Origin of the sequence: Streptomyces sp. W16, assembly GCF_033194735.1 — a bacterium.
Taxonomy (GTDB): Bacteria; Actinomycetota; Actinomycetes; order Streptomycetales; family Streptomycetaceae; genus Streptomyces.
Window position 1 is genome coordinate 1 of the sequence record NZ_JAWOAI010001039.1, and the last position, 1,536, is coordinate 1,536.

The 1,536-nt window shown below is 73.0% G+C and carries 1 protein-coding gene; it reads left to right on the top strand.

Annotated elements, in window-relative coordinates:
- Positions 1-290: 290 nt before the first annotated feature.
- A partial coding sequence (locus tag R6V09_RS52845; protein WP_317888511.1) for an FGGY-family carbohydrate kinase occupies positions 291-1,536 on the top strand: 1,246 nt, incomplete at its 3' end.

The window sequence follows — 1,536 nt, forward strand, 5'->3', positions numbered from 1 at the left end:
TAGGGGCGCGCCGGTGTCGAGAGCCCCAGCGCGCGGAGGCGCGCAGCGCCGAGCACGGTGGGGCTCTCGACACCGGCTTCAGGCGCCCCGAAGGCGACCGAACCAAAGGAGGTGCGCGCGGCGCCTACCCAACACCGGCCGGCTGTCCGGCGCCTACCCAACACCGGCCAGCTGTCCGGCGCCCACCCAACACCGCCCCACCTGCCCGGCGCCCACCCAACACCGGCCCAGCCCATCCCAAAGCCGCCCCCTCCCCGTCCCCCTCCCCCCAACCCACAGGAGACCCCCACATGTACATCGGAATCGACGTAGGCACATCCACCGTGAAAGCCGCCGCCTTCGACAGCACCGGCCGTCAACTCGCCGTAGCCTCCCGCCCGGTGGAGCTGTCGATGCACGGCGGCTACGTCGAGCAGGACATGGACGAGGTGTACGGCGCCGTCGTGGCCGTACTCGACGAACTCACGTCAACCACAGACGACCCGGTCGACCTCGCCGGCCTGACCGGCCAGGGCGACGGTGTCTGGCTGGTCGACACAGCAGGGCGCCCCGTACGGCCGGCCGTGTCCTGGATGGACGGCCGGGCACACGAACTGCTCGACCAGTGGCTGGCGGACGGAACCTTCGAGACGGTGTTCCGGCGGACCGGCAGCGCGATGTTCCCGGGGTGTCCGGGCCCGTTGCTGGCCTGGCTGGCCGCGCACGAGCCGAAGGCGCTGGACGCGGCGGCGCGCGCCCTGTTCTGCAAGGACATGGTCTTCCAGCGGCTCACGGGGGCACCGGCCGGTACCGATGTCTCGGACGCGTCGATGCCGTTCCTCGACCCCAGGACCCGGTCGTACGACAACGGTGTCGTCGAGCTACTCGGTCTGACCCGGCGCCGACGCCTGCTGGCCCCGGTCAGCGACCCGATCGCAAAGGCAGCCACCCGCGGCGAGGGGCTACCCGCAGGCACCCGCATCTCGAACGGGCCGTACGACCTCCCCGCCTGCGCGCTCGGCGCGGGCGTGACGGAACCCGGTGACGGACTCCTCATCGTCGGCACCTGCCTCGCCAGCCTCGTCGCGACCACGGATCTCGATCTGTCCGGTGAACCGGCCGGCCTGTACATCTCCCTCGACCGGCCGGGGCACTGGCTGCGCGCGATGCCGGCGATGGTCGGGACGGCGGCCCTGGACTGGGTGCTGTCGACGACGGGTGTCCGGCACGAGGAGGTGGACGCGCTGCTCGCGGCGACCCCGGCCGGGGCGAACGGGGTGCGGGTGCTGCCGTACTTCGCGCCGTCGGGGGAACGCGCCCCGTTCGTCGAACCTCGCCTGCGCGCCGAACTGACCGGTGTCTCCCTGGAGTCGACGCCCGCCGACCTGATCCGCGCGACCTGCGAGGGCATCGGCTACGCGGCCCGGCACTGTCTGGAGGCGGCGGGCCTGACGGGTTCGCTGGCCGTGTGCGGCGGGGGTACGCGCAGCCCGGCCTGGATGCGGCTCCTCGCGGATGTGCTGGGCCGGCCGCTGCGGGTGGTCGAGGGCGAGGTGG